Origin of the sequence: Micromonospora sp. CMU55-4 (assembly GCF_011602315.1) — a bacterium.
Taxonomy (GTDB): domain Bacteria; phylum Actinomycetota; class Actinomycetes; order Mycobacteriales; family Micromonosporaceae; genus Micromonospora; species Micromonospora chalcea.
On sequence record NZ_JAAOLH010000019.1, the window covers coordinates 59,305 to 80,979 of the forward strand.

18 protein-coding genes are annotated in these 21,675 nt (G+C 72.5%); all 18 read right to left on the reverse strand.

Annotation, left to right across the window (positions count from 1 at the left end; translation table 11 throughout):
- The 18 genes from HA073_RS26550 to HA073_RS26635 all read right to left on the reverse strand — a co-directional run bounded on the left by HA073_RS26550 (nucleotide 1) and on the right by HA073_RS26635 (nucleotide 21,533).
- On the reverse strand, nucleotides 1–999 hold the full coding sequence (locus HA073_RS26550; RefSeq protein ID WP_043325196.1) for an LLM class flavin-dependent oxidoreductase: 999 nt from the start codon (nucleotides 997–999) through the stop codon (nucleotides 1–3).
- Complete coding sequence (locus HA073_RS26555) at nucleotides 996–1,325, reverse strand: TIGR04076 family protein (RefSeq protein ID WP_043325197.1); 330 nt, start codon at nucleotides 1,323–1,325, stop codon at nucleotides 996–998. Before HA073_RS26555 ends, HA073_RS26550 begins: the two co-directional genes overlap by 4 nt.
- Nucleotides 1,322–2,326 (reverse strand): zinc-binding dehydrogenase, encoded by a 1,005-nt coding sequence (locus tag HA073_RS26560; RefSeq protein WP_064447408.1) that lies wholly within the window; start codon nucleotides 2,324–2,326, stop codon nucleotides 1,322–1,324. The genes HA073_RS26555 and HA073_RS26560 overlap by 4 nt, the downstream gene beginning before the upstream one ends.
- Nucleotides 2,323–2,736 (reverse strand): nuclear transport factor 2 family protein, encoded by a 414-nt coding sequence (locus HA073_RS26565; protein WP_064447407.1) that lies wholly within the window; start codon nucleotides 2,734–2,736, stop codon nucleotides 2,323–2,325. Before HA073_RS26565 ends, HA073_RS26560 begins: the two co-directional genes overlap by 4 nt.
- Nucleotides 2,733–3,998, reverse strand: coding sequence for an amidohydrolase family protein (locus tag HA073_RS26570; protein WP_043325200.1), 1,266 nt, complete (start codon nucleotides 3,996–3,998; stop codon nucleotides 2,733–2,735). Before HA073_RS26570 ends, HA073_RS26565 begins: the two co-directional genes overlap by 4 nt.
- Nucleotides 3,995–5,665 carry a hydantoinase B/oxoprolinase family protein gene (locus tag HA073_RS26575; RefSeq protein ID WP_166457552.1) on the reverse strand — a complete coding sequence of 557 codons (1,671 nt, stop codon included), beginning with the start codon at nucleotides 5,663–5,665 and terminating at the stop codon, nucleotides 3,995–3,997. Before HA073_RS26575 ends, HA073_RS26570 begins: the two co-directional genes overlap by 4 nt.
- Nucleotides 5,658–7,346, reverse strand: a complete 1,689-nt coding sequence (locus tag HA073_RS26580) for a hydantoinase B/oxoprolinase family protein (protein ID WP_043325202.1) — start codon at nucleotides 7,344–7,346, stop codon at nucleotides 5,658–5,660. The genes HA073_RS26575 and HA073_RS26580 overlap by 8 nt, the downstream gene beginning before the upstream one ends.
- Complete coding sequence (locus HA073_RS26585; RefSeq protein WP_064447405.1) at nucleotides 7,343–9,394, reverse strand: hydantoinase/oxoprolinase family protein; 2,052 nt, start codon at nucleotides 9,392–9,394, stop codon at nucleotides 7,343–7,345. Before HA073_RS26585 ends, HA073_RS26580 begins: the two co-directional genes overlap by 4 nt.
- Nucleotides 9,391–11,424 (reverse strand): dipeptide ABC transporter ATP-binding protein, encoded by a 2,034-nt coding sequence (locus HA073_RS26590; protein WP_166457567.1) that lies wholly within the window; start codon nucleotides 11,422–11,424, stop codon nucleotides 9,391–9,393. The genes HA073_RS26585 and HA073_RS26590 overlap by 4 nt, the downstream gene beginning before the upstream one ends.
- A gap of 2 nt (nucleotides 11,425–11,426) precedes the next feature.
- Nucleotides 11,427–12,314: an ABC transporter permease gene (locus tag HA073_RS26595; protein WP_064447403.1), complete on the reverse strand. Its 888-nt coding sequence runs from the start codon at nucleotides 12,312–12,314 to the stop codon at nucleotides 11,427–11,429.
- A complete protein-coding gene (locus tag HA073_RS26600; protein WP_043325205.1) occupies nucleotides 12,314–13,324 on the reverse strand; it encodes an ABC transporter permease in 1,011 nt (336 codons plus the stop codon). Before HA073_RS26600 ends, HA073_RS26595 begins: the two co-directional genes overlap by 1 nt.
- Nucleotides 13,325–13,339: 15 nt before the next feature.
- Entirely contained in the window at nucleotides 13,340–14,995 is a 1,656-nt protein-coding gene (locus HA073_RS26605; RefSeq protein ID WP_043325206.1) for an ABC transporter substrate-binding protein, read from the reverse strand.
- A gap of 310 nt (nucleotides 14,996–15,305) precedes the next feature.
- Complete coding sequence (locus HA073_RS26610) at nucleotides 15,306–16,094, reverse strand: ATP-binding cassette domain-containing protein (RefSeq protein ID WP_043325207.1); 789 nt, start codon at nucleotides 16,092–16,094, stop codon at nucleotides 15,306–15,308.
- Nucleotides 16,094–17,350, reverse strand: coding sequence for an alanine racemase (locus HA073_RS26615; RefSeq protein ID WP_064447401.1), 1,257 nt, complete (start codon nucleotides 17,348–17,350; stop codon nucleotides 16,094–16,096). Before HA073_RS26615 ends, HA073_RS26610 begins: the two co-directional genes overlap by 1 nt.
- A 19-nt stretch (nucleotides 17,351–17,369) precedes the next feature.
- Nucleotides 17,370–18,350, reverse strand: coding sequence for an ABC transporter permease (locus HA073_RS26620; protein ID WP_030499606.1), 981 nt, complete (start codon nucleotides 18,348–18,350; stop codon nucleotides 17,370–17,372).
- Nucleotides 18,351–19,316 carry an ROK family protein gene (locus HA073_RS26625; protein ID WP_113973284.1) on the reverse strand — a complete coding sequence of 322 codons (966 nt, stop codon included), beginning with the start codon at nucleotides 19,314–19,316 and terminating at the stop codon, nucleotides 18,351–18,353.
- On the reverse strand, nucleotides 19,316–20,308 hold the full coding sequence (locus tag HA073_RS26630; RefSeq protein ID WP_043325210.1) for a phosphotriesterase: 993 nt from the start codon (nucleotides 20,306–20,308) through the stop codon (nucleotides 19,316–19,318). The genes HA073_RS26625 and HA073_RS26630 overlap by 1 nt, the downstream gene beginning before the upstream one ends.
- A 109-nt stretch (nucleotides 20,309–20,417) precedes the next feature.
- Nucleotides 20,418–21,533: a substrate-binding domain-containing protein gene (locus tag HA073_RS26635; RefSeq protein WP_043325211.1), complete on the reverse strand. Its 1,116-nt coding sequence runs from the start codon at nucleotides 21,531–21,533 to the stop codon at nucleotides 20,418–20,420.
- Nucleotides 21,534–21,675: the final 142 nt, after the last annotated feature.

A 21,675-nucleotide genomic window follows, 5' to 3' on the forward strand; every position in this document is an offset into this window, starting at 1 on the left:
TCACCTGCGCAGCAGGGGCAGGACGGCGGAGCCGAGCAGGTCCACGCCGCGCTCGTCGGTGAGGCCGTGCGGCGTGCCGAACTCGACCCGGCGCACGCCGGCGTCGATGAGCGCCTGGGCCTGGGCGGCGACCTGCTCCGGGGTGCCGGAGAAGGCGAACCGGTCCAGCACGTCGTCCGGGATCAACCGGCCCGCCGCCTCGTCCTCGCCCGCGTCGACCAGGTCGCCGACGCGCTTCACCAGGTCGTCGGGGAGCACGACGGTCGGATCCAGCTCCGCCACCACGGCCAGGTACATGGCCACCTCGGTGCGGGCCTTGGCGCGGGCGGCCGCGCCGTCGGTGTCGACGACTGTCACCGCGCCGAGCACGATGCCGACGTCCGCGACGTCGCGCCCGGCCTTCTCCGCGCCGGTCCGCAGCCGCTCGCGGATCACCGGGACCATGTCCGGGTTGGCGCTGCCGCCCACCTTGATCTCGTCGGCGATCCGGCCGGCCAGCGCCGCGCCCTGCGGACCCCACGCGCCCAGCAGCAGCGGCGGGTCGGGCCGCTGCACGTCGTAACGCAGCGCGGTGCCGGCCTCCAGCGAGAAGACCTTTCCGGTGAAGCCGCTGCGGTCGCCGCGCAGCAGGCGGTAGACGACCTGGACGGCCTCCTCGATGGTGGTCAGCGGCCGCGGCTGCGGCAGGCCGACCGAACCCAGCCAGGTCCCCCGGGCCAGGCCGAGGTAGGCCCGCCCGTGCGAGGCCAGGTCCAGGGCGGCGAGCTGACCGGCGATCTCGTACGGCGCCATCGAGTACGGGTTCAGGCAGGCCGCGCCGAGGCGTACCCGCTCGGTCGCCTGAGCCATCTCCAGCAGCGGGAAGATCGGCGGCTGGTACATCAGGTCGCCGAAGACGGTGAGCACGTCGAAGCCGTGCGCCTCGGCGGCGCGGGCCAGCCGGGCGTACGCGCCGGCCGGCTTGTCGCTCTGCAGGCCGAGTCCGATCTCGACGGTCATGTCAGGTCCGCCGAGTTCATCGTGCGCCGGCAGGTCCGTTCCACCTTCATGACGAGCCGCTCCTCCGGGTCGGGGCAGATGAAGTGGGAGTCCTGGGCCAGCCAGTCCCCCGGCGCCAGGTCACGCTGCTTGGCGGCGAGGAAGGGCAGCACGGACGCGAGCGCGTACACGCAGAAGTGCTTGCCCTCGGGCAGCCGCAGGTGGGCGCTGTTGGTCAGCTCGAAGGAGTCGCCCACGGCCATGCCGCACACCGACCGGCCCTCGATCCGGTCGACTGTCACCTTCAGGTCGTAGATCTCCATGTCGCCGTCGGCGGTGTCGCTCACGGTCCCTCCCCTTCGTCGATCCGTACGATGATCTTGCCGGTGGTCCGGCGTTCGGCCAGCTCGGTGAGCGCCGCGGGCGTCTCGTCCAGCGACACGACGCGGCTGACCGGCGGCCGGACCGCGCCGGAGGCGCACATGTCGAACAGTTCCTGGTAGGCGGCCTCGACCGCGGACGGGCGCTGCCACGGGTACTGCGAGCCCCAGGACAGGCCCACCAGCGTCGCGTTCGCCGCCATCAGCCGCAGCGGATCGACGGGCGGCGGCGCGCCACCGGCAGCGCCCACCGCGACCAGGCGGCCCTCGAAGGCGAGGCACTCCCAGGAGCGGGCGAACACGTCGCCGCCCACCGGGTCCACCACGACGTCCACGCCCCGCCCGCCGGTGGCCTCCCGCACGGCGGCCACGAAGTCCTCCGCCGTGTAGTCGATCGCCACCTCGGCGCCCTGGTCACGGCAGATCGCCGTCTTGACCGGGCCGCCGGCGGTGGCGAGGACCCGGGCGCCGCGGGCGACCGCGAGCTGGATGACGGAGATGCCGACACCTCCCGCGCCGGCGTGCACCAGCACCGTCTGCCCGGCGGTGACGCCCGCCCGCTCCAGCGCGAACCACGCGGTCTGATAGGTGACCGGCAACGCCGCCGCGGTGACCGGGTCGACTGTGGACGGCCGCGGCACCACCACCGCGGCGTCCACTGTGACTGTCGTGCCGAGCGCGCCGCGCGGCAGCGCCGGGCAGGCCAGCACCTCCTGACCCAGCAGGTGCCCGGCCCCGTCGCCGGCGGCGACGACCCGCCCGGCCGCCTCCACCCCCGGCGTCATCGGCGGATCCGGCCGCACCGGGTACTCGCCCCGGCAGAGCATGACGTCCAGGAAGTTCAGCCCGACCGTACGGACGGCGAGCCGCACCTGGCCGGGGCCGGGCGGCGGGTCGTCGGGCAGCTCGGCGACCGACAGCACGTCCGCCGGTTCACCGGTCCGCCCGGCGACCAGCCGCCGGATCATGCCGCGCCCACCGGTTCCCGGACCAGCTCGGCGTGGTGGTGCACGATCACCCAGCGGCCGTCGACCCGGCGCACCACGTCGGTGACCCGGGTGATCTCCGGCTCGTCGTCCGGGCCGAGCTGCGCGACCAGCTCGTACCGGGCCACGCCGAAGTCGTCCCACACGTCGATGCGCTTGCCCCGCGCGGCGAGCACCGCCAGCCGGGGCCGCTGACCGGCGGCGTCCCGCTGGGCGCGGTACTCGTCCAGCTCGGCCCGGGTCCGCAGCGGTCCCGGCAGGTGCGTCTCCCAGGTGGTCACCTCGGGGTCCAGGTGCGTGTCGAACCGCTGCTGGTCCCCGGCGAGGAACGCGTCGTACATGTCGTCGATGCCGGCGGCGATCTCCGCCGCGCCTGCCTGCGCGAAGGTCATCGCGTCTCCTCCTGGTTGCGGTCGTCGCGGGCGATCTGCCCGCCCTTCATCACCCACCGCACGTCCCGGAAGGCCGAGGTGTCGGCCAGCGGGTCGGCGTCCGTCGCGATCAGGTCGGCCAGCTTGCCGACCTCGACGGTGCCGAGGTCGGACTCCGCGCCGAGCCACCGGATCGGGCCGAGCGTGCCGGCGTGGATGGCCCGGGCGGCGCCGATCCGCTCGGACATGTACTCCAGCTCCCGGATCGAGGCGGTGGTGCCCTCGAACTCCCAGAACGGGGGCATGTCGCTGCCGAGCAGGACCTCCACCCCGGCGGCGATCGCCATGTCGAAGCTCTCCAGGTGCCGGGGGCCGGCGCCGAGCGAGCGGCACTGCATCCACTCCGGCACGCCCAGCTCGTCGAAGAACTCCTTGCAGCGGGTCACCAGCAGCGTCGGCACGAGCGCCGTGCCGCGCTCGGCCATCCGCGCCGCGACCTGCGGGGTGAGCTGGTAGCCGTGCTCCACGCAGTCCAGTCCCAGCTCGACCGCCGCGCCGATCACGTCGGCGGGCCCGGCGTGCGCGGTCACCTTGCGGCCCCACGCGTGCGCCGTCTCGATCACCGCCGTCATCTCGTCGGCGAACAACTGGGGCGTGTGGATGCTCTCGTGCTCACCGGCGATGCCGCCCGAGATCATCACCTTGATCAGGTCCGCGCCGGCCTTGATCTGGCTGCGCACGCCGTGGCGGAAGCCCACCGGGCCGTCGCACTCGAGCGTGTCGTTGCTCTCGTGCCCGTGCCCGCCGGTGCACACCAGCGCCCGGCCCGCGGTGTAGATGCGCGGACCGGGGACCCGCCCGGCGTTGATCGCCCGCCGCAGCGCGAAGTCCGCGTGGTCCTTCTCCGCGACGCAGCGCACGGTGGTCACGCCGGAGTGCAGCGTGCGCCGCGCCCCGTCGGCCATGTAGTGGGCGAGGTCGTACGCGCCCATCCCCTTGACGCCCTCGCCGGCGGAGCCGGGCAGCGACAACGAGAAGTGGGTGTGCATGTTGACCAGGCCGGGCGTCACGTAGGCACCGTCGAGGTCCACCTCGGTCAGCCGGCCGGCGGCCCGCGCCTGCTCGGCCACCTCGGCGTACGGCCCGACGGCGGCGATCCGGTCACCCCGGACCCACACCCCGGCGCCGGTCACCGGCGCCATGCCGTCCACCACGCGGGCGTCGAGCACTGTGCAGTTGCCGAGCAGCGTGCTCGGCTGCTCGGGCGAATAGGCGGCACTCACGCGATCACTCCATAAACGTCTCGGGCGGCCCGCGCGGAGACGTAGCCCTCGGCCACGTCCCGTCGCACCGCCTCCGGATCCCGACTCCCCGGGTCGCCGTGCCCGCCGCCACCGGCGGTCAGCAACGTCACCCGATCCCCCACCGCCACCGCGGTACGCCGTGTGCTCACCCGGTGCTCCCGGTCCGTGCCCGGGAAGACGATCACCTGGTTCGGCTCCGGCTGTGCGCCGCCGGCCAGCGCCCACGGCGCGCTCTTCGTCTTCTTGATCACCGTCAGGAACTCGCCGGGCGTCACGAACCGGATGTCCCGCCGCAGGCCGCAGCCGCCCCGGAACCGGCCCGCGCCACCGGAGTCGGTACGGATCTCCACCCGCTCGAAGAACATTCCCGTCTTCGACTCCAGCACCTCGACGGGCGTGTTGCGCGCCTGGGTCTGGCACAGGTGGTTCGCCGGCCCGATCCCGTCGTGCCCGGGCGTGCCGCCCCAGCCGACCGGGTCGTTGTTGCTGACCGCGAACATGTCGCCGGTGTCCGGGTGCCGGCCGACCATCATGAACCCGGGCACGTCGCCGCCGGAGGAGGCGGCCAGCCGGTCCGGCATGCCCTGGGCCAGCGCCTTGAGGATCAGCTCCAGTGCGACGGTGCCGGTCCACTGGGTGAACGTGGCGGCCGGGTACTGCGCGTGGAACAGCGTGCCGGGCTCGGCGCGTACCCGAAGGGGCGCGAAGTGCCCGGCGTTCGTCTGCTCGTGCGGCGTGGTGACGCCCTTGAACGCGACCCGGCAGGTGGCGATGGTGGCGCCCAGCGGCAGGTTCACCGGCCCGGGCACCGCCGGCGACGAACCGGCGAAGTCCACTGTGAACTCGCCGTCGGCGACGGTGACGGTGACCCGCATGAGGATCGGGTCGTCGCTGACGCCGTCGTCGTCGAGCCAGTCCTCGGCGGTCCAGCTGCCCTGCGGCAGCGCGGCCACCGCCTCCCCGGCGCGCTGCGCGGCGACGTCGATCACCCGGTCGATCACCGCGTCGACCACTGCGGGGCCGTAGTCGCGGTACAGCTCGGTCACCCGCCGCTCGCCGGTACGCAGCGCGGCGATCTGCGCGTTGAGGTCACCGATGACCAGTTCCGGCATCCGCGAGTTGAAGCGGATCAGCTCGTGGATCTCGCGCACCGGCTCGCCCCTGTCGTACACCTTCGTGCCGGGGAAGATGATCCCCTCCTGGTGCATGTCCGTGGAGTCGAGCACGTACCCGGGGTCCTTGGCGCCCAGGTCCATCCAGTGCGCCCGGATGCACAGGAAACCGATCAGCTCCTCGCTGTCCGGCAGGACGACCGGCGCGAACATCGTCGCGTCGTACGTGTGCGCCGCGTTCCAGTACGGGTAGTTGAGCAGCACCACGTCGCCGCGGCGCAGGTTCTCCCGGCCGACGTACTCCACGCCCTTGCGCAGCGAGTAGTCGTTGGCGCCGAGGAAGCGGGACAGCCCCGTGGACTCCGCGACCAGCCGCAGCTGCCGGTCGTAGATGGAGATGCCGAAGTCGTACACCTCGTAGATCACCGGGTTGAACGCGGTGCGCACGAGCGCGGCCCGCATCTCCTCGGCGGCCGAGACGAGGTGGCTGCGGACGACCTCGACGGTTGCCCCGTCGACCGTCGGCTCACCCATCGACGTCCACTCCGTAGACGTCCCGGGCGGCCTCCCGGGAGACGTAGCCCTCGGCCACGTCCCGCCGTACCGCCTCCGGGTCGCGGCTGCGCGGGTCGCCGTGCCCGCCGCCACCGGCGGTCAGCAGCGTGACCCGGTCGCCCGCGGCCACCACGGTGCGCTTGGTGCTCACCCGGTGCTCGCGGTCGGTGCCCGGGAAGACGACCACCTGGTTCGGCTCCGGCTGCTCGCCGCCGGCCAGCGCCCACGGCGCGCTCTTCGTCTTCTTGATCACGGTGAGGAACTCGCCGGGCGTCACGAACCGGATGTCGCGGCGCAGGCCGCAGCCGCCCCGGAACCGGCCCGCGCCACCGGAGTCGGCGCGGATCTCCCAGCGCTCGAAGAACATCCCGGTCTTGGCCTCCATGACCTCGATCGGGGTGCCCCGGCCGGTGCTGCCGGAGACGTGCGTGGCGGCGTCCATGCCGTCGTGCGTCGCGGTGCCGCCCCAGCCCACCAGGTCGTTGTTGCTGACCGCGAACATCTTCCCGGTGTCCGGGTGCAGGCCGACCATCATGAAGCCGGGCACGTCGCCGCCGGAGGAGGCGGGCAGCAGGTCCGGCATGCCCTGGGCCAGCGCCTTGAGGATCAGCTCCACCGCGACGATGCCGGTCCAGAGCGTGAACGTGGGCTGCGGGTAGACGGCGTGGAACAGGCTGCCCGGCTCGGCCCGCACCTCCAGCGGAGCCACGGTGCCGGCGTTCGACGGCTCGTCCCGCGACGTCAGCGACTTCAGCACGACCTTGCAGATCGCCTCGGTCGCGCCGAACGGCATGTTGATCGGGCCGCGGGTGGCCGGGGCCGAGCCGGCGAAGTCGACGATGAAGCGCCCGTCGTCGATGGTGACGGTGACGCGCATCTTCACCGGGTCGTCGGTGATGCCGTCGTCGTCCACCCAGTCCTCGGCGGTCCAGGTGCCCTGCGGCAGCGTAGCCAGCGCCGCGCGGGCGCGGGCCTCACCGTCGGCGATGATCCGGTCGATCGCCTGGTCCACGGTGTCCCGGCCGAACTTCTCGATGATCTCCAGCATCCGGCGCTCGCCGGTGCGCAGCGCGGCGATCTGCGCGTGCAGGTCACCGAGCACCGCGTCGGGCATCCGCGAGTTGAAGCGGATCAGCTCGTGGATCTCGCGCACCGGCTCGCCCCGGGACACGACCTTGGTGCCCGGGAAGATCAGCCCCTCCTGGTGCATGTCGGTCGAGTCGAGCACGTAGCCCGGGTCCTTGGCGCCCAGGTCCATCCAGTGCGCGCGGACGCAGAGGAAGCCGACCAGGTCGCCGTCCGCGTCCGGGTCCGCCTCGTCCGGCCGGAACACCGGGGCGAACAGCGTCGCGTCGTACGCGTGCGCCGCGTTCCAGTACGGGTAGTTGAGCAGCACCACGTCGCCGCGGTGCAGGTTCTCCCGGCCCACGTACTCCACGCCCTTGCGCAGCGAGAAGTCGTTCGCGCCGAGGAAGAACGTCAATCCGGTGGCCTCGGCGACCAGCCGCAGGTCGGCGTCGTACATCGACAGGCCGAAGTCGTGCACCTCGTAGATGACCGGGTTGAACGAGGTACGGATGAGGGTGGCCCGCATCTCCTCCGCGGCCGACAGCAGATAGCTGCGGACGACCTCGACCTGGGCTCCGTCCAGCGTGGTCATGCGGCTTCCTCCAGGGTGACGAGCAGGTATCCGTGGTCGTCGACGGTGACCCGCTGGCCGCTGGGCACCACAGTGGTGGAGGTGCCCTCGTCGATCAACGCCGGTCCGTCGAAGGTGTCGCCCGGCTCCAGGCGGGCCCGGTCGTAGACCGCGAACGGCACCACCGCGTGCTGCCCGAAGTCGTAGGCGTCGCGGTGCGTCAGCAGCGCCTGCGACGGGTCGCCGTCGCCGCGCGGCAGGGTCTGCAGCTCGGGACGGTCGGTGCGCCCGATGCCGCGCACCCGCAGGTTGAGGATCTGCAGCGGGTTGCCCATGGTGTGGCCGTACCGGGCGCGGTGCGTCTCGTCGAACGCGGCGCGGATCGCGTCGCGGTCCAGCTCGCGCCCGACGGTGACCATCAGGCTGTGTTCCTGGCCCAGGTAGCGCAGCTCGAACTGCCGCTCCAGCACCGCCTCGCCGGCCGGCACGCCCTGCGCCACCAGCGACGCGACCGCCTCGGCCTCGACGGCCTTGAACAGCTGCTCCAGCTCCGCCAGGTCGGCGTCGTCGAGCGTGGCCATCACGGTACGGCTGAAGTCGTTGACGATGTCGGCGGAGAGCATGCCCCAGGCGGAGAAGCCGGACGGCGCGAACGGCACGATGACCTCGCCGATGCCCATCTCGCGGGCCAGCAGCGGGGCCAGCAGCGGCCCGGCGCCGCCGAACGCGAGCAGCGCGAACTGCCGGGGGTCGTGACCCCGCTCGACGGTGATCTGGCGGACCGCGCCGACGGTGCGGGCCAGCAGCACGTCGAACACGCCGGCGGCCGCGTTCTCCACGGTGAGGCCGAGCGGCTCGGCGAGTTGCTCCTGGATTGCGGCGCGCGCCTCGGCGTCGCGCAGGCCCATGGTGCCGGCGAGGAAGCGCTCCGGGTCCATGTAGCCGAGCACCACAGCGGCGTCGGTGACCGTCGGCTTGGTGCCGCCCCGGCCGTAGCAGACCGGGCCGGGGTCGGCGCCGGCGCTCTGCGGGCCGACCTTGAGCAGGCCGTGGTCGAGCCAGGCGATCGAGCCGCCGCCGGCGCCGATGGTGCGGATGTCGTACGTGGGGATGAGCAGCGGGAAGTGCTCCAGCTGGGCCTCGTACGCGGCGACCGGGTTGCCGCGCTCGATCACGCAGGCGTCCAGCGAGGTGCCGCCGATGTCGAACGTGAGCACGTTGTCCCGGCCCAGCTCGGAGGCGACGTACGCGGCGCCGACGATGCCGCCGGCCGGCCCGGACAGCACGGTGTGCGTGGGGGCGGTCTTGGCGACCGCGCTGGTCATCGAGCCGCCGCCGGAGCGCATGATCAGGAAGCGCCCGGCGAAGCCGCGCTCGGCCAGGCCGGACTCCAGCTCGTCGACGTACCGCTCGAAGATCGGCCGGATGTACGCCTCCAGCACCGTGGTGCTGGTCCGCTCGTACTCCCGGTACTCGCGCACGATGTCCGTCGACAGCGACAGGCTGACGTCGGGGAACTCCTCGTGGATGAGGCGCGCGGCCTCCCGCTCGTGGCTCGGGTCGAGGAACGAGTGCAGGAAGCAGATGGCGATCGAGGTGACCTGCTGGTCCACCACGAGCGTGCGCGCGGCCGCCCGGACGCTGTCCGGGTCCAGCGGCTCCACCACCCGGCCGCGGTAGTCGAGCCGGCCCCGCACCCCGGCGGTGAAGCGGCGCTGCACCAGGCTCTCCGGCCGCTGGTACTGGAAGTCGTACATGTGGTCGGAGGGCACGTTGCCGCGCCCGATCAGGAAGATGTCCCGGAAGCCCTCGTTGGTGATGATGCCGGTACGGCCACCGCGGCGCTCCAGCACCGCGTTGAGGCCGAGCGTGGTGCCGTGGATGAACAGCTCCACCTCGGACAGGTCGGTGCCGAGCGCGCTGATCGCGTTGAGGACACCGTCCGCGGGCCGGGCCGGGGTCGTCGCCGCCTTGCGGAAGCGGACCCGGTTGGTGCGCGTGTCGAGTTCCATGGCGTCCACGAAGGTCCCGCCGATGTCGACGGCGAGCCGGATGGGGCGACGGGTCATGGCGTGACAGCCTGCCTTCCGATGAGGGCGGGAAGCTCGGGAACGCGCCAGCAGGCGGCCCGGCTCTCGCCGTACGACTGAAGCTCCTGCTGCTCCGATCGGCACCGGTCGGTGACGAACGGGCACCGGGCGGCCAACGGGCACCCGGTTGCGGCGTCGGCTTCCTCCAGGTCCTTGACCAGCTCGACGGCCTCGCCGTCGGACCCGGCCGTCCCGCCGAGGCGGGGGGCGCTGCCCAGCAGCGCGCGGGTGTACGGGTGCCGGGGCGTGTCGAAGACGACGTCCACCGGACCCTCCTCGACCACCCGGCCGAGGTAGAGCACCACGACGCGGTCGGCGAAACCGCGCACCGTGGCCAGGTCGTGGGAGATGAACACCGAGGCGCGGTCGGCGTCGGCGGCCACGTCGGCGATCACGTCGAGGATCTGCGCCTGGACGGTGACGTCCAGGGCCGAGGTCGGCTCGTCGAAGACGATCAGGTCCGGCTCGCCGACCAGGGCGCGGGCGATGCCGATGCGCTGGGCCTGGCCGCCGGACAGCTCGTGCGGGTACCGCTGCAGGATCGAGCGGTCCAGCTCCATCCGGTCCAGCACGGCGGTGACGCGCTCCTCCCGCTGGGCCGGGGACAGGCCCGCGGCGCGCAGCGGCTCGGCGATGGAGTCGCCGACGGGACGGCGCGGGCTGAGTGAGCCGATCGGGTCCTGGAACACGAGCTGCGCCCGGGTGCGGGCCCGGCGCAGCGCCCGGCCGCGTGGGCGGGGCCGGCCCGGCTGCTTGACCAGGGCCTGTCCGGCGACTGTGACGGTGCCGGAGGTGGGCGCGACCAGGCCCATGACGAGCTTCGCGAGGGTGCTCTTGCCGCAGCCGCTCTCGCCCACCACGCCCAGCGTCTCACCCGGTGCGAGCCGCAGCGTGACGCCACGCAGCGCGTGGTGACCGCCGGAGCCGAACCGGCTGCGGTAGACGACGTGGGCGTCCTCGATTTCCAGCACGGCGGGCTTCGGGTCCGCAGCCACCGGCTGGGCGCCGCCCGCGTCCGGTGTGTGCGACGTGGACGGCAGGTCGGCGTCGAGCGGCCGGGTCTGCGGGTGGAAGCAGGCCAGCGACCATTCGCGGCCGCCGGGAATCGGCTGGGTGCCGGGCCGCCGGGACGAGCAGGTGCGGTCGGCGTGCGCGCAGCGGGCGACGAACGGGCAGTTCTCCGGCGCCTGGGTGAGCAGGGGCATGGCGCCGGGGGTGGCGACGACCGGCCGGCCGCCGACGTCCGGCACCGACCGCAGCAGCGCCCGGGTGTACGGGTGCGCGGGCTCCCGCAGCACCTGCGCGGCCGGGCCGCTCTCCACCACCGTGCCGGCGTAGAGCACCACCACCCGGTCGCAGACCTCGGCGATCGAGGCGAGGTCGTGGGAGATCAGCAGCACGCCCCGGCCGTCGGTGTCGGCGGCGTGCCGGAACTGGCGCAGGATCTCCCGGGTCAGTGTCACGTCCAGGCCGGTGGTCGGCTCGTCGGCGATCAGCAGGTCGGGCGCGCAGCCGGTGGCCAGCGAGATCATCACCCGCTGGGCCATGCCGCCGGACAGCTCGTGGGCGTACGCGTCGAGCCGCCGCTGCGGGCTGCGGATGCCGACCGCCTCGAACAGCTCGCGCGCCGCCTCCCGGGCCCGGTCGCCGGACATGTCCTGGTGCGTGGCGAGCCGGTCGACGAGCTGCTTGCCGATGGTGCGGGTGGGGCTGAGCGCGCCGCGCGGGTTCTGGAAGCAGATCGCCACGCCGCGTCCGCGGTGCGCGGCGAGCGCGGCGTCGTCCATGCGCAGCACGTCCGAGTCGCCGAAGCGCACCCGGCCGGTGGCGTGCGAGCCGCCGGGCAGCAGCCCGACGATGGCGCGGGCCACCATGCTCTTGCCGCCGCCGCTCTCCCCGACCAGGCCGACGACCTCACCGGGGCGTACGGCGAAGGTGACGCCGCTGAGCGCGGCCACCTGCCGGCCGGGTCGCCGGATGGTCACCGAGAGGTTCTCGATCGACAGCATGGTCACCGCCGCTTCGCGTTGGCGCGGTCCTGCAGGCCTTCGCCGAGCAGGCTGAACCCGAGGACGCAGACGAACAGGGCCAGGCCGGGTGGGACGGAGGTCCACCAGCGGCCACCGACCACGTCCGCGGCGCCCAGGCTGATCATGGCCCCCCACTCCGCCTCGGGGATGCTCACGCCCAGGCCGAGGAAGGAGAGCCCGGCCAGGGTGAGCATCGCCCAGCCGCAGTTCAGCGGCGCGATCACCCGTACCGGGGTGAGGCTGTTGGGCAGCAGGTGCCGCCAGAGCACGCCCACCGGCGACGCCCCGGAGGTGATGGCGGCGTCCACGAACGGCAGTTCCCGCAGCGACCGCACCTCGGCGCGGACCAGCCGGGCGTACGCCGGCGCGTTCACCGCCGCGATCGTGATGATCAGGTTGATCGTGCCGTTGCCGAGCAGGGCGGCGACCGCCAGCGCCAGGATGAACGTGGGGAACGACTGGAAGATGTCGACCACCCGCATCAGCACGTCGTCGAGCCAGCCGCCGAAGTAGCCGGCGACCAGGCCGAGCAGCGTGCCCACGACCACCGCGAGCGCCACCGCGGCCAGGGCGATGCCCAGGTCGAGCCGGGCGGCGTAGAGCACCCGGCTCCAGATGTCCATGCCGTTGCCGTCGGTGCCGAGCAGGTGGTTGCCGCCCGGCGCCACCAGGGTGTTCGCCGGGTCGATCTCGGTCTCGCCCCACGGGCTCAGCAGCGGCGCGAACACCGCCACCAGCGCCACCACCGACAGGATGGTCGCACCGACGATGATCATGCGGCGGGCGAACCGGCTGTCCCGGTCGCCGCCGGCGACGACAACCGGCGTCTGTGCGGAGTCGCCGCTGACGGCGGCGCGCAACTCGGCCATCAGAGCCTCACTCTCGGGTCGAGGATCGCGTGGACCACGTCGGCGATGAGGAACACCAGCACGTAGCACAACGCGATGACCAGCACCGACGCCTGAACCACCGGGTAGTCCCGGTAGAGCAGGCCGCGCAGGGCCCACTGGCCGAAGCCCTGCCACGAGTACACGTACTCGACGAGCACGGTGGAGCCGATAGCCGTGCCGAAGACCAGCGCCGCCAGTGACGGCAGCCGGACCAGCGTCGCCCGCAGCAGGTAGCCGTAGTGCAGCGTGCGGTCGCGCAGCCCGTGCGCCTTCGCCGCGGCGTACGACTCCGAGTGCAGCACCTCCAGCGCGGAGGCCCGGACGCTGCGCAGCAGCGGCGCGACCACGCCGACCACCAGGGTCAGCACGGGCAGCACCAGGTACGCCGCGGCGGAGGCGATCGCCGGGCCGTTGGCGGTGAGCACGGCGTCGACGAGATCGGCCCCGGTGAGCGGGGTCAGGTTCGTGTCCGGGTCGACCCGCCCGTTCGGCGCCGGGAACCAGCCGAGGATGCTGTAGCCGACCAGCACCAGCACCAGGCCGAGCCAGAACTCGGGGATCGAGTTGCCGACCAGGGCGAACATCCGCACGCTGTGGTCACCGACCCGGTTGGCCCGTTTGGCCGACCAGATGCCCAGGACCGTCGCCACGACGAGCGCGATGCTCACGGCGATGACGACGAGTTCCAGGGTGGGCCCCACCCGGAGCGCCATCTCCGATCCCACGGAGTTGCCGCTCTGGATGGAGGTCCCGAAGTCACCGGTGACCAGTCCCCTGAGGTAGTCGAGGAACTGCTGCCACAGCGACTGGTCCAGCCCGAAGCGGGCCCGGGCGGCGGCGGCGTCCTCCTCGGTGGCGTTCTGCCCGAGGATGCTGCGGACGGGATCGCCCGGCAGCACCCGGACCAGGAGGAACGCCAGGACGACCACTCCGAGCAGAACGGGGATCAGCTGGAGCAGTCGCCTGACGACGAAGCGGAAGATTCGCATGGGCGGTTGACGTTCCTAGGCCGACGCGCTCAGGTAGCGCAGGCGGGCGAGGCCGTCCATCGGCTGCACCCAGCCGGCGACGGACTCCCGGACGGGCAGGTTGAAGTTGGGCTGGCAGATGACCACCCACGGCACGTCGGCGGCGAGGATCTCCTGGACCCGCTTCCAGAGCGCGTTGCGGGCGGCCGTGTCGACGGTGGTGTGCGACTTCTCGTAGATCTGCTCGATCTCCGGGTTGCTGTAGTTGGAGTAGTTGAGGTTGGCACCCTTGACGAAGCTCGTCGCCAGCATGTACTCGACGTCGTCCACCCAGAGCTGCCCGGAGGTGATCTGCAGCGGGATGTTCTTCTTGGTCCGCCGCTCACCCAGGGTGGCCGGGTCCAGCGGGGTCAGCTTGAGCCGGATGCCCGCCTTCGCCGCCTCGCTCTGCACCTGGACGGCGATCTTCTGCTGCTCCTCGTTGTCGGCCTCGAAGACCAGCTCGGAGTCGAGCGACGACCGGCCGGCGGCGGCCATGGCGGCCTTCGCCTTGTCCAGGTCGTAGGTGAACGGGTAGCCGCTCTCGTCGTAGCCGGGCATGTCCAGCGGGACCGGGCTCTTGGCCGCGCGGGCGTCGCCGCCGTACACGTTGTTGATGATCTGCTCGTAGGGCACCGCGTACGCGAGCGCCTTGCGCACGTTCACGTCGTTGAACGGCGCGGCGGTCACCGACATCTGGATCGCGACCTGGCGGTTGCTGGCGGCCGAGATGACCTTGATGCCCGGGGCCTTCTTGAGGTCCTGGATGTCGCGCTGGCTGATGCCCAGCGCGATGTCGATGTCGCCGGCCTGCAGCTGCAGCCGCTGGTTGGACGCGGCCGGCACGACCGAGATCCGGATGGTCGGCGTCTTGGCCGGGTCCGGGCCCGGGTAGTCGGTGTTCGCGCTGAGTTCGATCTCCTGGCCCTGGGTGGCCTTGGCGACGTTGAAGTAGCCGCCGGTCGGCGGGTTCTTCGCGAACCACTCCTTGGCCCAGGGGTCGCTGGAGCTGGCGCGCTTCTTCGCCTCGACCGAGTCGAAGACGTACAGCGAGATCGCCTGGATCTGCCGGGTGAGCGCGCTGGGGAAGGCCTGGTGGAACTCCACCGTGTAGTCGTCGACGACCTTGACCTGGTCGGCGCTGGTCAGGCCGATGGTGCGGTAGACGCCGGCGACGTTGGCCTGGGCGGCGAACGCGCGGTCCTTCGACCACTTCACGTCCGCGGCCTTCATCTCGTTGCCGCTGGCGAACTTCACGCCGCGGCGCAGCTTGAGCGTCCACACCTTCTGTTCGGCGTCGGGCTCGAAGGACTCGGCGAACGTGGGGGTGATGTTCTGGGTGTCGAGGATCTGGCTGCCGCCGGCGTTGGTGACGCCGTAGTCGATCAGGTATGGGAAGACGTTCTTGTAGAGCATCAGCGCGGTCAGGTCGAAGCCGACGAAGTCCTGGTCCCAGCTCGACAGGTAGCTGGAGACGGCGATGCGCAACGTCTTGGCGGCGGCGCCGCCGGACTTGCCGTCGGTGGACTTGTTGCCGCTGTCCGCGGCGCAGGCGCTGGTGGCGAGCAGGAGCGCGACGCCACCCCCAAGCTGCAGGACGCCGCGGCGGGAGAGCGCGGGCGAGGAGGCGCCCGGACGGGGTGAACGAGCCATGAGAAGTCCTCCTAGAAGCACGAGGCAGATGGCCCGAGCAGCGGACCTATCAGGAGTTCTACCGGATTTAGCAGCAGTGAACAATAGGGTGAACGGCGTTCACTGAGCCCTCATGGACTCGGCTTGATAACGCTCCCGAACTGCGAGACAACGCACGAAGCCGCGTTCACACAAGTTCACACGACCGTTACGCACGAGCCGTCCGCCATCGGCGTTGATCATGGAGTGCCGCCCCGCGAACCGGACGCGGAACGCCGATGACCCCGGGAGGGACACCCGGGGTCATCGTGCGCGCGGTCGGCCGCGCGGTTCAGGGGCGGGCGGTCTCCTCGGAGGCGCCGGTGATCATCGAGACGATCTCGTTGCGGCTGGTCCCGGTGATGCCGCGGACGCCGACCTGGCGTCCCCGGCGCAGCACCGCCACCCGGTCCGCGATCCGGAACACCTGGTCCAGGTTGTGGCTGACGACGAGCACGGCGGCGCCCCGCTCCCGCAGCTTCAGGATCAGCTCCTCCACCTTGGCGGTCTCGGCCACGCCCAGCGCCGCTGTCGGCTCGTCCATCAGCACCAGGCCGCTGGCCCAGTGGGTGGCGCGGCAGATCGCCACCGCCTGCCGCTGGCCGCCGGACAGGTCCCGGATCGTCGCCTTCGCGCTGGGGATGCGTACGTCCAGCGCGTCCACCAGATCCTGGGTCTCCCGGGCCATCCGGCGCCGGTCGAGCAGGCGCAGCGGGCCACGGGTGAGTTCCCGGCCCAGGAACATGTTCATGTAGACCGGCTGCGAGTCGGCCAGGGCCAGGTCCTGGTAGACCACCTCGACCCCCTGCCGGCGGGCGTCGGAGGCGTCCCGGAACGTCACCGGCCGCCCGTGCATCTCCAGCTCACCCTCGGTCGGCTGGTACACGCCGGAGATGATCTTCACGAGGGTGGACTTGCCGGCGCCGTTGTCGCCGACCAGGGCGGTGATCTCCCCGGCGGCCAGTTCCAGGTCGAAACGCTCGATCGCGACGACGCCGCCGAACTGCTTGCGGATGCCGCGCAACCGCAGCGCCGGGGCGCCCGCCCGGGTCGCGTCGTCCTTGTGGGTGACGGTGCTCATCATGCCCTCCCTGTGCGGCGAGCCGCCTGGATGCCGGGGCCGTCGCCCGCGGCGGTGTCCTCCAACCCGATCGGCGCCGAGCCGTCGGCGGCGTACACCCCGGCCACGGCCGGCGCGCCGGACCGGATGCCGGTCACGCCGGCGGTCAGCGCCCGGGTGACGAACGCCTGCGGCCGGAAACCGAACAGGACCGTGTCACCCGGGGCGCACCCCGGCGCCGCGCTGACGTCGGCCATCGCGTAGTAGTCGATCGCCTCCGGCGCGGGCATCTCCACGTCGACCAGGTACGCGTCGTCGAGACCACCGCCCCGGGGCACGATCAGCGCCCGGGTGCCGCCCAGGCCGAGCACCGGGTCGACGTAGAGGCCGCCACCGAAGACGTACGCCCGACCGTCCCACAGGTGCGACACCTCGCTGACGTAGAGCACGGCGGGCTCCTCGACCAGGTCGGTCACCGCGTGCCAGGGCGTCGTGCCGGTGAGCCCGTGGCCGGGCTCGACCTGCGTCACGCCGGCCTCGGCCAGCGTGGCCAGGATCGCCGCCGACGTCGTACCCGGGGCGTTGATCTCGACGTGCGACCGCCCGGCGGCGCGCAGCGCGGCGGCGGCGCGTCGCAGGGTGCCGAGGTTGGGCGTCGGCACGACCCGTCCGGCGGCCGGGTCGAACAACTGGGTCGGGAAGCTGGTGACACCCGCGAACCGGGCGCCGGGAAGGGCGTCGAGCCGGTCGGCGACCGCGACGATCTCGTCGGCCGCCCAGCCGCCCTCATGGCCCCGGTAGAAGCGGTCGCCGGGCGCGGCGATCCGGGCGAGCAGCGCCTGCTCCCGCCCGGCCGCCGCGCTCGCGCCCGCCGCCTCGGCGGCCTTGGCGTCGTTGAAGACCGTCCAGTACGCGGGCGCGAGCGCGGCGGCGACCGCCGCCTCGTGCCGGGGGATCTGCACCAGGTGACCGAGGTGACCGATGCCGAGCCCGCCGTGCCGGTCGGCGAGCGCGCACTGGAGGTCGACGCCGACCGCCTCGGTGATGCCCGCGTCGCGGACCGTCCGGCAGAAGTCGGGGTTGCGCCCGACCTGCTTGGTCATCGCGTAGACCGACAGACCGAAGCGGTCGGCCTCGCGGCGGATGGCGGCGGCGTTCGCCGCGACCGTGTCGAGGTCCAGCGCGTAGGAGTTCGCCGGCAGGTCACCGCTGTCGTGCAGGTGCGCGGCGGCGGCGAGCAGGCCCGGATTGCGGCGTCGCAGCAGGTCCAGAAACATGCGGTTGCTTCCTTCCGGGTCAGCTTCGCCGCTCGCGCAGCGAGAGGGAGACGGCCACCAGGATGATCGCGCCGCGCGCCATCATCTGCTGGGACACGGACAGGCCGGCCAGGATCAGGCCGTTGTTGAGCATGCCCATCAGCAGGCTGCCCAGCACCGCGCCGACGATCGAGCCCTTGCCGCCGAAGAGGCTGGTGCCGCCCACGATCACGGCGGCGATCACGGACATCAGGTCGGCCTCGCCGAGGGTGTACCGGGCGCCCTGGAGGCGTCCGGCGTACAGCAGGCCGGCCAGGGCGGCGCACATCGCGCTGCCCATCAGCACCATGATCTTGACGCGGATCACCTTGATGCCGCTGACCCGGGCCGCTGCCACGTTGTCGCCGATGGCGAGCGTGTGCGCGCCGTACCGGGTCTGGCGCAGCACCAGGTACCCGACCACCGCCGCCGCCACCGACCAGAGCACCAGCCCGGGGATGCCGAGGATCTCGCCCTGGCCGAAGAAGGACAGGAACGCGTCGTTGCTGACCGGCACCGACTGCAGGCCGGTGACCTCGCGGGCCAGGCCCGCCACCGCGCCCATGGTGGCGAGCGTGACCAGGAAGGAGGGCAGCCGGACCAGGGTGACGAAGACGCCGTTCACCAGGCCGACCGCCGCGCCGGCGGCGAGACCGGCGGCCACCCCGAGCAGCATGCTGTCGGTCTCCCGCAGCGTCACCGCGCCGACCAGCGCGGAGAGCGCGACGACCGAGCCGATCGACAGGTCGATCTCGCCGGCGGCCAGCACGAAGACCAGCCCGACCGCCATGATCGTGATGGGCGCGGTCTGGATGACGATGTTTGTGAGGTTGCTCGTGGTCAGGAAGCCGTTGCTGCCCTGGGTGACGGCGAAGAACAGGAACACGACCGCGAAGCCGATGTAGACCACGTAGTCGCGCCAGTTGATCCGGCGCCAGGCCGGGGCGGCGCTGGTCTTCACCGCCGCATCGGTGTGGGTCATCTATCGTCCCTCCGCTGTCTGGAAAGAGGTGGTCGTGCCGTCGTGGACGCCGGCCTCCCGGCGGGCGACCGCGACGGCGCCGAGCAGGCCGGCCCGGTCGCCGAGCAGGCTGGTCTTGATCAACGGAACGCCCGTGCTCAGCGCGGCGACCCAGCGCCGGACCGGCTCGACGAGCTCGGTCCGGGAGCCGATGCCGCCGCCCAGGATCACCGCCTCCGGGTCCAGGACGGCGGTGACCGCGACGACCGCCAGGGCGATCAGCCGGGCCTCCTCGTCGATGGCCGCCAGCGCGACCGGATCGCCGGCGACGGCCCGGTCGAAGACGTCGGGCACGCTCGCCTGCTCGCCGGACACCGCCCGGTACCGGGCGGCGAGGGCGGCGCCGGCGACGGCCTCCTCCAGCGCGCCCTTCACCTGGTTGCCCGGGTCGAACGGGTCGGTGCCCAGCGGCAGGTAGGAGATCTCCCCCGCCGCGCCGCGCGCGCCCCGGACCAGCTCACCGTTCAGCACGATGCCCATGCCGACTCCGGTGCCGACCGCCACGAACACGAAGTGCCGGTGGGTACGCCCGCTGCCCAGCCACCGCTCCCCGGCGGCGGCCATGTTGACGTCGTTGTCCAGCACGACCGGGTGCCCCAGGCGGCGGGTCAGCTCGGCCCGCACGTCGAGCGCCTCGAGGTCGGAGACGTTCGGCGACAGCTCGATCGCGCCGGTCGCCGGGTCGGGCACGCCGGGCAGGCCGATCGCGCTGGCCCGCACGTCGGACCAGTCGACGCCGGCCCGGGCGGCCAGTTGGCGCAGCAGCGTGTCGATCTGCGCGGCCACCGCCGTGCCGCCCCGGGGGTCGGTCGGCTGCACCTGCTCGCTCACGACGAGACCGTCGAGGTCGGCCAGCGCGGCCCGCAGCTTGGTGCCGCCGAGGTCGACGCCGGCGACGTAGCCGGACGGACGCGGATGCGCGGCCATCAGCCGACCGTCAGGAGTCGGGCCGGGTTGGCCGCCAGCATCTGGTCGATCGCCTCCGGCGGCACACCGAGGCGGGTGAGACCCGGCACGATCTCCCGGCCGAGGTAGGAGTAGCCGAGCCGGCCGTGCGTACGCGGGTTCAGGTACGCCTCCGCGCCGGTCAGGTCCATCGAGAGCAGGATCCGGTCGGCGTAACCGTCGCGGACCAGACCGGCGAGCATGTCGAGCCGGGCGCGGTCGGGCCGGTGGTACGCCCGCTTGCCGAACTCGCCCTCCGGCGGGTTCTCCGGCAGCGGGGCGAGCACGAAGTCCCAGAACTGCTTGCCGAGCGTGTCGAAGGCGATGTTGACGCCGGTGGCCAGCACCGCCCGCAGGTAGTCCGGGTCGGGGTTGATGTCCAGGTGGCCGATGACGACGCGGGAGGGGTCCATCTTCTCCTCGCGCAGGATCTCGACCTGCTCCAGCGCCATGGTGCCGTGCGTGGTGTGCGTGTTCAGCGCCAGGCCGGTGGCGACGGCGGCGCGGGCGGCGGCACGCAGGCACTTCTCCTCGTGCGCGGTGATCTCGTTCAGCCCGGTGGCCTGCTCGCCGAAGATGCCGACCTTGATCCCGGTGTCCCCGACACCGACGGTGGCGTCGGCGACGAAGCGTTCCCGCATCTCGTCGACGCTCGCGCGCAGCGCCCAGCCGGGCGAGTACGGCTCCAGGTAGATCGCCGATCCGGCGACCACGTGCAGGCCGGTACGCAGTGCCACCTCGCGCAGCAGCGTCACGTCGTGACCGACCACCTCGTACGGGGACAGGTCCACGATCGTGCCGAAGCCCAGCTCGGGCAGGTCGCGTACCGCCCCGGCGGCGAGGTCCGCGCGGTCGTCGGCGACGCCGCCGGACAGCCACGGCCCGGGCACCAGCGCGCCGAGGTGCTCGTGACTCAGCACCCGGCCGAGCGACTCGGGAGGCACCGGTCCGAGGACTGTCTGGACGTACCCCATGTGCTTCTTCCTCTCGTCTCGCGGTGCTCGCGGACCCGGCGGTGGGCCGGACCGCGCCCGGCGAGGTCCGGGGCCCGTTCGGCCGGGCCCCGGACCTCGCCGCCCGGCGTCAGTTGCCGAGCACCTCGGCCGGGGGCTCCTGGCCGTAGTCGTCGCGCCAGGCGTCGGCGATGTTGTCCTTGGTCGCGGCCATCGGCGATCCGACGACCAGCTCCGGGGCCTTCTTGCCGAGCAGGCCGTACGCGGCGACGACGCCCAGGTTCTGGCCGAGCCGGGTCGAGCCGTTGGCGACGATGCCGGCGACGTTGCCGCCCTTGACCATGTCGGCGGCGAGGTTCGCCTCCAGGTCGTTCGTGACGATCTTGACGTCGGTGCGGCCCTGCTGCCGGGTCGCGGCGAGCACGCCCTCGGCGGCGGTGGCCCAGGCGACGTAGACGCCCTTGAGGTCGGCGTGGCGGGTCAGCATCGCGGTGGCGATGTCCTCGGTGCGCGCCGGGTCGGAGAACCCGGCCTCCTCGACGATCTCGATGTCCGGGTAGAGGTAGCCCAGCCAGTCCTTGAACGCCTTGTCCCGCTGGTTGGTGAACCAGAAGTCGGCGTCGTGGTAGACGTAGCCGACCTTGCCCTTGCCGCCGAGCGCCTTGCCGAGCATCTCCGCGTTGGCCTTGCCGAACGCGGTCAGGTCGGCGGTGACGATGCCGACGATCTGCTGCCCGGACTTGTAGTCCTTCGGCGGGGTGGTCATCACGACGAGCTTGACGCCGGCGTCCACGGCGGGCTTGAAGGCGGCGGCCGCAGCGGTCGGGTCGACGGCGATGGTGACGATCAGGTCGGGCTTGAGCGCCAGCACGGTCTGCACGTTGTTGGCCTGCCGGGCGGCGTCGAACTCGGCGCTGGTGCTGGCGAGCACCTTGATGCCGAGCTGGTCGAACTCCTTGCGAACGCCGGACTCGACGGCCTTGGTCAGCGCGGAGCCCTCGTGCCAGACGAAGGCGGCGGAGTAGTTGCCGTCCTTGACCTTCTGCCGCTCCTCGTCGGTCAGCGAGAGCTGGTCGGCGGCGGTCGGCGTCTCGCCGCCGGGGCCGACGAACGACAGGCTGGGTTCGGTACGCGGGCCGCTCGACGCGCCGCCGCTCCCGGAGGTCTCGTTCGAGCAGGCGCCGACCATGAGCGCCAGGGCGCAGAGCGCGCCGAGGGCGGCGCCACGTCTACGGCTGAGAATCATTGCTCTTCCCTTCACAGCAACGGGGTCCGGAACCGGGATTCCGGACTGACACGGGGGTCCGATGCGACCGGCACGGCGCGTACGGGGGCACGCGCCGCCTCCCTGGGGCCGGCAACCTCTATTTCCGTTCAGGGTGAAAGTA

What these genes read in the sequence shown, in the direction of transcription:
- HA073_RS26550 (WP_043325196.1), bottom strand. Translation starts at nt 999, where the DNA reads ATGACCGTCGAGATCGGACTCGGCCTGCAGAGCGACAAGCCGGCCGGC.
- HA073_RS26560 (WP_064447408.1), bottom strand. Translation starts at nt 2,326, where the DNA reads ATGATCCGGCGGCTGGTCGCCGGGCGGACCGGTGAACCGGCGGACGTG.
- HA073_RS26565 (WP_064447407.1), bottom strand. Translation starts at nt 2,736, where the DNA reads ATGACCTTCGCGCAGGCAGGCGCGGCGGAGATCGCCGCCGGCATCGAC.
- HA073_RS26575 (WP_166457552.1), bottom strand. Translation starts at nt 5,665, where the DNA reads ATGGGTGAGCCGACGGTCGACGGGGCAACCGTCGAGGTCGTCCGCAGC.
- HA073_RS26580 (WP_043325202.1), bottom strand. Translation starts at nt 7,346, where the DNA reads ATGACCACGCTGGACGGAGCCCAGGTCGAGGTCGTCCGCAGCTATCTG.
- HA073_RS26585 (WP_064447405.1), bottom strand. Translation starts at nt 9,394, where the DNA reads ATGACCCGTCGCCCCATCCGGCTCGCCGTCGACATCGGCGGGACCTTC.
- HA073_RS26590 (WP_166457567.1), bottom strand. Translation starts at nt 11,424, where the DNA reads ATGCTGTCGATCGAGAACCTCTCGGTGACCATCCGGCGACCCGGCCGG.
- HA073_RS26595 (WP_064447403.1), bottom strand. Translation starts at nt 12,314, where the DNA reads ATGGCCGAGTTGCGCGCCGCCGTCAGCGGCGACTCCGCACAGACGCCG.
- HA073_RS26600 (WP_043325205.1), bottom strand. Translation starts at nt 13,324, where the DNA reads ATGCGAATCTTCCGCTTCGTCGTCAGGCGACTGCTCCAGCTGATCCCC.
- HA073_RS26605 (WP_043325206.1), bottom strand. Translation starts at nt 14,995, where the DNA reads ATGGCTCGTTCACCCCGTCCGGGCGCCTCCTCGCCCGCGCTCTCCCGC.
- HA073_RS26610 (WP_043325207.1), bottom strand. Translation starts at nt 16,094, where the DNA reads ATGAGCACCGTCACCCACAAGGACGACGCGACCCGGGCGGGCGCCCCG.
- HA073_RS26615 (WP_064447401.1), bottom strand. Translation starts at nt 17,350, where the DNA reads ATGTTTCTGGACCTGCTGCGACGCCGCAATCCGGGCCTGCTCGCCGCC.
- HA073_RS26620 (WP_030499606.1), bottom strand. Translation starts at nt 18,350, where the DNA reads ATGACCCACACCGATGCGGCGGTGAAGACCAGCGCCGCCCCGGCCTGG.
- HA073_RS26625 (WP_113973284.1), bottom strand. Translation starts at nt 19,316, where the DNA reads ATGGCCGCGCATCCGCGTCCGTCCGGCTACGTCGCCGGCGTCGACCTC.
- HA073_RS26630 (WP_043325210.1), bottom strand. Translation starts at nt 20,308, where the DNA reads ATGGGGTACGTCCAGACAGTCCTCGGACCGGTGCCTCCCGAGTCGCTC.
- HA073_RS26635 (WP_043325211.1), bottom strand. Translation starts at nt 21,533, where the DNA reads ATGATTCTCAGCCGTAGACGTGGCGCCGCCCTCGGCGCGCTCTGCGCC.